Origin of the sequence: Glycomyces dulcitolivorans (assembly GCF_003265355.1) — a bacterium.
Taxonomy (GTDB): Bacteria; Actinomycetota; Actinomycetes; order Mycobacteriales; family Micromonosporaceae; genus Glycomyces; species Glycomyces dulcitolivorans.
The window spans coordinates 2,030-10,279 of the sequence record NZ_QFRW01000038.1 but is presented as its reverse complement, the minus strand read 5'-3'; the positions used below and the strand labels follow the sequence as shown (position 1 = coordinate 10,279).

The following is an 8,250-nucleotide window of genomic DNA, read 5'->3' as shown; positions in this document are numbered from 1 at the left end:
GTCCTTGCCCTCCATGAGGAATTCGAGGTAGGTGAGGCCGTCGATGGCTTCGGCCGGGTCGTCGGAGGCGAGGATCGCGTCGACGGTGAGCAGTTCGGCGCCGCGCGCGGTCGCGTTGAACATGGCGGCGCGGGACTCGCGGGCGTCCTCGACCACGGTGGCGGCCGCGGTGTACGCGGCCTCGGCGGCGGCCAGGGCCTCGCGGGCGGCGTCGGCCTCGCGCTGGGCCTGGGCGGCCTCGGACTCGGCGGCGGCGACGCGGCCCTGGGCAACATCGACCTCGTGCTGGGCGCCGGGCAGGAGGGCGCGGGTCTCGGCGAGGACGTCGCCGGCGGCGCGGACCTCGTCGGAGGCGTCCTCCAGCTCGGCGGCCATCTGGGCCTTCTCGCGCTCGACCTCGTCGAGGTCGGACTGGGAGACCCCGAAAGCGGGACTGCTCGCGGTCCCTGCCAAGAGCAGGGCCGCGAGCAGCCATCCGATGCGCCTCATAGCGCCTGAATCTAGTCCATCTGCGACGGATGTTCAGGACAATCGGGACACAGGCCCCGATCAGGTGAGGGTTAGACCTTGATGTTGAACCGCAGGGTGATCCAGGCCGTGATGGCGGAGATCAGGGCCGAGATGCCGGTGAGGATCGGCAGGAGCAGCAGGATCGACTGCATGCTGATCGGCGGCATCAGGCTGAAGAGGTCCTTGAACTGGCCGTCGATGACCAGGAACTTCGCGGCGATGAGCGTCGCGAAGGCGAAGATCGCGCCGATGACTCCGGCGAAGACCGCTTCGAGGACGAACGGCGCCTGGACGAACCAGTTCGGCGCGCCGACGAGCTTCATGATCGCGACCTCGCGGCGCCGCGAGTAGGCGGCGACCTGGATCGTGTTGGCGACCAGCATGAGCGCGGCGATGCCCTGGACGAGCGCGACGATCAGGGTGAGGCGCTGGGCCCCGCCGAGGATGTCGAACACCTGCTGGAGGATGTCGCGCTGGTTGGTGACCTGGTAGACGCCCTCGCGCTCGGAGAAGTCGGCGATGAGCTTGTCCGCGTCGTTGATGTCGTTCATCTTGATGCGGAACGCCGCCGGGAGCACGGTCGGGTCGACGGAGGCGACGAGGTCCTTGGACTCCTCGAAGGTCTCCTTGAACCGGTCGTAGGCCTCTTCCTGGGACTCGTACTTGACCTGCGCGGCATAGCCGCTGGCCTCCAAGTCGGCCTTGATCTGGTCGGTCGTCGGCTGGTCGATGTCCCGGTCGAGGTAGACCACGACTTCGAGGTTGGTCTGGTAGTACTCCTCGATCACGTCGACCTGGTTGTACAGCAGCAGGCCCGCGCCGAGCATCGTCAGCGAGACGGCCATGGTGATGATCATGGCGACGGTCATGGAGATGTTGCGCCACAGTCCGAGGAAGACCTCGGACATCACGTACTTCGCGCGCATGTGCTCTGGTTCTGCCTTTCGCTCAGCCGTAGACGCCGCGCGCCTGGTCGCGGACGATCTGGCCGTTCTCGATCTCGATGACGCGGCGGCGCATCTGGTTCACGATGTTGGAGTCGTGGGTGACCATGAGGATGGTGGTGCCGGTCCGGCTGATCCGGTCGAGAAGGCGCATGACCTCGATCGAGGTGTCGGGGTCGAGGTTTCCGGTGGGCTCGTCGGCCAGCAGGAGCAGGGGCCGGTTGACGAAGGCGCGGGCCACGGCCACGCGCTGCTGCTCGCCGCCGGAGAGCTCGTGCGGGTAGCGGTGCTCCTTGCCGCCGAGGCCGACCAGTTCGAGGACCTCGGGGACGACGCGGCGGGCCACGGACTTGGGCTTGCCGATGACCTCAAGCGCGAACGCCACGTTCTCGGCGGCGGTGCGGTTGGGCAGCAGCCGGAAGTCCTGGAACACGCAGCCGATGCTGCGCCGGTACGCGGGGGTCTTCCAGCGCCGCAGCCGGGTCACGTCGGTGTCCCCGACGGTGATCTTGCCCTTGTCCGGGATCTCTTCCCGCAGCAGGAGCTTGATGATCGTCGACTTCCCCGCACCGGTGGGGCCGATGAAGAACACGAACTCCCCCTTGTCGATGAAGACGTTCATGTCCTCCACCGAGGGGCGGTTCGACCGGGGGTAGTGCTTGGTTACACCCTCAAGCTGAATCACGAGGCGGAGTCTATCCGCCGATTCCCCGGGGCGGTCCGGCGGCTCCAGTACAAGCGTGGCATATTCCGGCGTTTCGTCACCATATGTCACGACCGTTCGGGGGTAACGACGCGATTTCGGCCGAACGGGGGAAGCATATGTGGTCAGGAGGCCCATGCGGGGGCCGCGAAGGGTCACCGGGCGGGTACGGGCGGTCCACAGCGGATCGCAGATCCTATATGAAATAGGATCTACGATCCGGGCTAGGACGTGGACTTCTCGCCGCTCTTGCGCCAGCGGATGCCCGCCTCCAGGAAGCCGTCGATGTTGCCGTCGTAGACGCCCTTGACGTCGGCGGTCTCGAAGCCGGTCCGCAGGTCCTTGACCATCTGGTACGGGTGCTCGACGTAGGAGCGCATCTGGTCGCCCCACGAGGCGGTGGCCGAGCCGCGCAGCTCGTCGACCTTGGCCCGCTCCTCGTCCCGCGTGCGCTGGAGGAGCTTGGCCTTGAGGACGGCCATCGCGGTGGCCTTGTTCTGGAGCTGCGAGCGCTCGTTCTGGCAGGAGACGACGATCCCGGTCGGGAGGTGGGTCAGGCGCACCGCCGAGTCGGTGGTGTTGACGCCCTGGCCGCCGGGGCCCGAGGAGCGGTAGACGTCCACGCGGATCTCGTCCTCGGGGATGTCCTCGATCTCGTCGGTCTGCTCCAGGGCCGGGACGACCTCGACGGCGGCGAAGCCGGTCTGGCGGCGTCCCTGGTTGTCGTACTTGCTGATGCGGACGACGCGGTGCGTGCCCTGCTCGACCGAGAGGTGCCCGTAGGCGTAGGGGCCCTTGACTGCGAAGGTCGCCGAGCGGATGCCGGCCTCTTCGGCGTAGGACACGTCGTACACCTCGGTGCCGAAGCCGTGCGGCTCCGACCAGCGCAGGTACATGCGCATGAGCTGCTCGGCGAAGTCGCAGGCGTCGGCGCCGCCGGCGCCGGAGCGCACGGTCACGACGCAGTCGCGCTCGTCGTACTCCCCCGACAGGAGGGTGCGGACTTCGAGCTCGTCGACGGCCTTGCGGATCGATGCGAGCTCGGCGCCGGCCTCGGCGGCCGCGCTCGGGTCGTCCTCGGCCTCGGCGAGCTCGAACATGATCTCGACGTCGTCCATGCGCCCGTGGAGTGAGGCGAGCTTCTTCAGCTCGGCCTGGACGTAGGAGAGGCGGGAGGTGAGCTTCTGGGCGTGATCGGGGTCGTCCCACAGCCCGGGGTCGGCGGCCGCGGCTTCGAGTTCGGCCAGCTCGCGCCGGAGCGCGGGCAGGTCGAGGACGGCCTCGACGCTCGCGAGCGTCGCCTTGAGTTCGCGGAGATCGGCTGAAACATCGACACTGGTCACAACAGATCAGGGTACGCCTGTATTCGGGCTCATACGAAACGGGACGCGAGCCCCCTCAGGGGCCGCGTCCCGCTCCGTGCTTGATTCCGTGCGACCGGCGTCGGCGCCGGGTCTGACCCGCTGTTACCGCTTCTTCAGCCAGCTGAGCGCCGACCGGTGGTACCCGATCGCGAACTCCATCGCGATCGCGGCGTTCGGGTCCTCGTCCGCGTAGTCCTTCGCGGCGGCACGGGCCTCTGCCAAGGCCTCCTGGTGCTGCTCGACCGCGTCGGAGAACATCTCGTCGGCGGTGTCCTTCGAGAGGTAGTCGAGGAAGGCCGTGCGCAGCGCGACGGGGTCGCGCAGCTGGCCGATGCGGGCCGGCTCGTTGAGCCAGCGGGTGAACGCCCGCTTGCCGTTGGCGCTGATCGTGTAGGGCACCGAGGCGCGCGGCCCCGGCTTCCCAACCCGAACGAGGCCGCCTTCGGCGAGGGCGGGGAGTTCGCGGTAGACCTGCGAGCGCGTCATGGTCCAGTACGGACCGAGGCGACGGGTCGCCTCCGCCATGAGTTGTCCGCCGGTCATCGGTCCTTCGTGCAGCAAGCCCAGCAATGCTGCTGAGGTCGCGTTGAGTTCTTTTCCTGCCATGCCCGACAGGATGCCATGTGGATGCCGCCCTGACAAGTGGACAGCTCCAATGTGTCGATAGACCCCGACCGATGGTTCATGCTGCGTGACCACGGAAAGCACTGCGAGCCTTGTGATTCCGCCGAGCATCGATACGGGATTGCAACGCATGATCGGAGAATTCCAATCGTGTGATCCCCATCGCCCTCATCGGTTCGGGTGACACGGCGTCACTCGCCGCTCATGGATCATTATCGACTGTCGCGGCCGATATCGCTTGTCGGCATGGGCGAACCGATGAGGTCCGATCCGGGCGAGTCGTCGTCGGAACCGCCCTCAGTGGAGCCTCCCGATTCACCCTCTGATCCGGACATACCAGTCGATTCCTCCCCGGGATCGGGGCTCTCCGACTCCGCCCCTTGAGGACTCGCCGACTCGCCATCCGGCGACGCGGACTCGCTCGAGCCCGGATCCGTTGGGTCCGCAGAGGACTCGGCCGGAGCGGACGTAACGGCCTCTTCGGACGGGTCGGCCGTATCTTCCGCATTCCGGTCGTCAGGGCCCGTCAGTGCCGCGACGGCCCAGACCGCCGCGGCGGCAACGGCGACCAGACCCAGTGCGGCGATGAGGAAGCGGCCGCGGCGCGGGGACTCGGCGGGCTCGGACTCGGCGGCCATGAGCGCGGCGATGCCCTGGACCTCCGGGGCGTGCGGCGTCACCGGCATGTAGTCGAAGGACCTCGTCGCCTCCCGTTCGCGCAGTTCGGGTTCGATGGGCGCGGTGGCCTGGCGGGACAGGCGCGGGGCGAGGCGGCGCAGCTCGGCGGCGACCGCGTCGAGGTCCCCGCGGGCGGCCGGGTCGAGCGACAGGAGCATCTCGACGACCTGCCACAGGTCGCGGTCGACGGCGGCGGGCTTGACCGGGATGCGGGTGAGGTGGCGCTCGACGACGTCGGTGATGGACCCGCCGCGGTAGGCGCTGTGCGCGGTCAGGGCCTCGTAGAGGACCAGCCCGAGCGCGTAGTTGTCGACGCCGGTGCTGGCGGAGTCGCCGGAGGCGACCTCGGGGGCGATGTACTCGGGGGTGCCGTGGGAGGGGGCGGTGCGGGAGGCGGCGGCGCGGGCGATGCCGAAGTCGACGAACTTGACGCCCTCGGTGCCGTGGAGCATGAGGTTGCCGGGCTTGACGTCCGAGTGGCGGTAGCCGGAGCGGTGGATCGCGGCGAGGGTCTCGGCGGCGCTCGCGCACCGCAGCGCGGCCTCGGCGGCCGGGAGCGGCCCGTGGAGGCGCAGGTGCTCGCGCAGGTCCAGGCCCTCGATGAACTCCAGGACGACCGCGCACAGCGTCTCGGTGACGATGAAGTCCTTGACGCCGACCACGCCCGGGTGGTCGATCGTGCGCAGGATCTCGGCCTCGGCGCGGAAGGACTCGAAGATCTCCGACTCGCCCCGCAGCTCCTCGCGGAGGACCTTGACGGCCACCCATTCGCCGGTGATCCGGTCGAACGCCCGCCAGACGACGCCGACCGCCCCGCGCGCGATCTCGTGCTCCAGGACGTAGCGGTCGGCCAGAACCGTCTTCATGGCAGCTCCCGGGGGTGATGTCGAAGCGGGCTGAATCCACTGTAATCGGGGCGTCACCGCAGCTCAGCGGCGGGTTCGCAGGCTGGCACGAACGGGGGATACAACGCGGGCGCGCGCCGGTGCGGAAAGCGGGGTTCAACGGTCGCGTGCTGTGAGTGCGGGACCACTACACTTGCGCCCATGTCCCTCGAACGGCCAAGCTTTGAACAGACTGCCGAAACTCAGTGCCGAATCAGTGGTGATCGCCTGTGACCGAATTGCGCTGGCGCTACGGCGCCGCCACCGACGTGGGCAAAGTCCGCGACCTGAACGAGGACTCCCACCTCGCGTCGCGGCGGCTGCTCGCCGTCGCCGACGGCGTGGGCGGCGCCGCCGCCGGTGAGGTCGCCAGCGGGGTGACGATCGCCGAGGTGACCCGCCTCGCGCGCCGCTCCCCCGCGGACGCCCATGTGGAGCTGGGCGAGGTCGTCGAGGCCGCCCGCGACCGCATCCGCGCCGCGGTGGCCGAGAACCCCGAGTCCGAGGGCATGGCGACCACGCTGACGGGCCTGTGGCTCGGCGACGACGCGGTCGACATCGTCCACATCGGCGACTCGCGGGCCTACCAGGTCCGCGGCGAGGACTTCGTGCAGGTCACCGTCGACGACTCCTACGTACAGCACCTGGTCGACGAGGGCGCCATCACCCCCGCCGAGGCCCAGGACCACCCCTACAAGTCCGTGGTCACGCGCGTGCTCCAGGCCAACCCCGCCCCGGCGCACTTCGAGACCCGCCCCGCGCAGCTCGGCGACCGGTACATGCTGTGCTCCGACGGGCTCAGCGACGTCGTCGACGACGCCGTGATCGAGAACGTCCTGCGCGACTTCGCCGACCCCCAGGCGGCCGCCGACGAGCTGGTGCGGCTGGCCCTGGAGGGCGGCGGCCCCGACAACGTCACCGTGGTCGTCGGCGACGTGTCGGAGCACCGCTCGCGGCGGCGCTGGCCGTGGGTCCTCGGCGCGGTCGCCGCGGTCCTGGTCGTGGCCGCGATCGCGCTGGGCCTGTACTTCTTCTAGCCTCCGAGTCTTCGGCGAGGGCCGTCCGGCCGCCGGGCGGCCCTCGCCGCGTCCGCGGTCAGTCGAAGGCGAGGCCGAGGTTGGCGCCCTCGGAGCGGGCCGTGTACTCGAAGTAGGCGGCGTCGTCGGCGGTGACGTTCTTGAGGTGGCCGTGGAGCTCGAAGCCGATGACGCCGACGAGGCGGTTCCAGGCGAGGATGAGCCGGGCGGTCTCCTCGACGGTGAACGCGCCGTCGTCGAGGAGGGCGAGCATCGCCGGCTCGATCGCGGACGGGTCGCACTCGGGCCCGGTATAGGGGCGCAGGCCGCCGTCGCGTTTGGCGTCGGCGACGATGCGCGCCAAGGTGAGCGGCATGCGGGCGGCGATCTCGGTGGTGAGGTGCGGGGCCGCGTAGCCGGGCACGGGGGTGCCGAACAGGAGCGCGTACTCGTGGCGGTTGGCGAGGGACCAGTTCCGCACGCCGTTCCAGACGCCGAGCCAGCGGTTCTCGGGGACGGCCTTGGGCCGGTCGGACCGCTCGGCGGCCGCGCCGACCTCGTTGTAGGCCTCGATGAGGAGGGCCGTCAGGAGCTCGTCGCGGCTCGCGAAGTAGCGGTAGACGGCCGAGGAGGCCATGCCGAGGTCGCGGGCGACCGAGCGCAGGGACAGACCCGGGGCGCCGACCTCGCCGAGCTGGCGGCGTGCGGACGCCAGGATCTCCCTGGTCAGCTCGGCTCGGGCGCGTTCTCTGGCGGTTCGCGGCGCGTTCATGGAACCAGTGTACAGAAACGAGAGCACCGCTCTTGCGTTGTCGCGGACGGTGTGCAATCATTGCTCTCAACAGAGAGCGCCGCTCACAACAATGAGCGGTGGACCCCAAGGAGCACCCGTGTCAGTCCCCCAAGCCCCCGACCCCCGCGCCCGCACCGGCGCGATCGCCTTCGCCCTCGCCGGCGTCCTGTTCGTCCTCTACGAGGCCGCCGCGCCACGCGAGGACCAGACGACGCTCGCCGGAGCCGAGTCCTGGACCACCGCCGGCTGGTCCATCGCCCACATCGCCGCGATCGTCGGCCTCATCCTCATCCCCCTCGCCTACGGCTCCCTGCGCGGCCACCTCGAAGGCACCCGCAACGAGAAGACCGCGTTCCTGGCCGCGACCACCGGCTACATCGGATCGGCCCTGACGATCTCGTACTACGGCGCCGAGGTCTACGGCCTCAAGGCCATCGGCGAGCGCGCCGTGGCCGACGCCGACCCGACCATGACCGAGGTCGCCGACGCGTTCCGCTACGACGCGACCGCCATTACCGTCTTCGCGATCGGCCTCGCCCTCGTCGCGATCGCCGCCGTCATCGCCGCGGTCGCGGTGTGGCGCTCGGGCACCCTCAACCGCTGGAGCGGCGTCCCCCTCGCCGTGCTCATGGTGACCTACCTGCCGCAGTTCTTCCTGCCGCACGCCGGCCGGATCGCCTGGGGCGCCCTGGTGACCGCCGCCTGCCTGTGGCTCGCCGCCGAGATGTGGCGCG

The 8,250-nt window shown here is 69.7% G+C and carries 8 protein-coding genes and 1 pseudogene; 2 read left to right on the top strand and 7 right to left on the bottom strand.

Annotated features, from left to right (window positions below):
- The 6 genes and pseudogenes from DI269_RS02245 to DI269_RS02220 form a co-directional block, all read right to left on the bottom strand.
- A pseudogene (locus DI269_RS02245) lies at window positions 1-489 on the bottom strand (hypothetical protein); the annotation flags it as partial.
- A 71-nt stretch (window positions 490-560) separates the two neighbouring features.
- Entirely contained in the window at window positions 561-1,436 is an 876-nt protein-coding gene (gene ftsX / locus DI269_RS02240) for a permease-like cell division protein FtsX (RefSeq protein WP_112133521.1), read from the bottom strand.
- Between the two features lie 22 nt (window positions 1,437-1,458).
- Window positions 1,459-2,139: a cell division ATP-binding protein FtsE gene (gene ftsE / locus DI269_RS02235; RefSeq protein WP_112133520.1), complete on the bottom strand. Its 681-nt coding sequence runs from the start codon at window positions 2,137-2,139 to the stop codon at window positions 1,459-1,461.
- Between the two features lie 242 nt (window positions 2,140-2,381).
- On the bottom strand, window positions 2,382-3,500 hold the full coding sequence (gene prfB / locus DI269_RS02230) for a peptide chain release factor 2 (protein WP_112133519.1): 1,119 nt from the start codon (window positions 3,498-3,500) through the stop codon (window positions 2,382-2,384).
- 123 nt (window positions 3,501-3,623) lie between these two features.
- Complete coding sequence (locus tag DI269_RS02225; protein WP_112133518.1) at window positions 3,624-4,127, bottom strand: PadR family transcriptional regulator; 504 nt, start codon at window positions 4,125-4,127, stop codon at window positions 3,624-3,626.
- 230 nt (window positions 4,128-4,357) lie between these two features.
- Complete coding sequence (locus DI269_RS02220; protein WP_112133517.1) at window positions 4,358-5,689, bottom strand: serine/threonine-protein kinase; 1,332 nt, start codon at window positions 5,687-5,689, stop codon at window positions 4,358-4,360.
- Between the two features lie 248 nt (window positions 5,690-5,937).
- Here DI269_RS02220 and DI269_RS02215 point away from each other — a divergent pair, with 248 nt between their 5' ends.
- On the top strand, window positions 5,938-6,744 hold the full coding sequence (locus tag DI269_RS02215; protein ID WP_112133516.1) for a PP2C family protein-serine/threonine phosphatase: 807 nt from the start codon (window positions 5,938-5,940) through the stop codon (window positions 6,742-6,744).
- Window positions 6,745-6,802: 58 nt separating this feature from the next.
- On the opposite strand, the gene DI269_RS02210 is transcribed toward DI269_RS02215, so the two are convergent.
- Window positions 6,803-7,495 carry a TetR/AcrR family transcriptional regulator gene (locus DI269_RS02210; RefSeq protein WP_112133522.1) on the bottom strand — a complete coding sequence of 231 codons (693 nt, stop codon included), beginning with the start codon at window positions 7,493-7,495 and terminating at the stop codon, window positions 6,803-6,805.
- A gap of 118 nt (window positions 7,496-7,613) precedes the next feature.
- Between DI269_RS02210 and DI269_RS27515 the strand changes: the two genes are divergently transcribed.
- On the top strand, window positions 7,614-8,250 hold a 637-nt coding region (locus tag DI269_RS27515), incomplete at its 3' end, for a hypothetical protein (RefSeq protein ID WP_198667071.1).

Excerpts from the sequence above, each read along its gene's own strand:
- ftsX (WP_112133521.1), bottom strand. The coding sequence starts at position 1,436 with ATGCGCGCGAAGTACGTGATGTCCGAGGTCTTCCTCGGACTGTGGCGC.
- DI269_RS02225 (WP_112133518.1), bottom strand. The coding sequence starts at position 4,127 with ATGGCAGGAAAAGAACTCAACGCGACCTCAGCAGCATTGCTGGGCTTG.
- DI269_RS02220 (WP_112133517.1), bottom strand. The coding sequence starts at position 5,689 with ATGAAGACGGTTCTGGCCGACCGCTACGTCCTGGAGCACGAGATCGCG.
- DI269_RS02210 (WP_112133522.1), bottom strand. The coding sequence starts at position 7,495 with ATGAACGCGCCGCGAACCGCCAGAGAACGCGCCCGAGCCGAGCTGACC.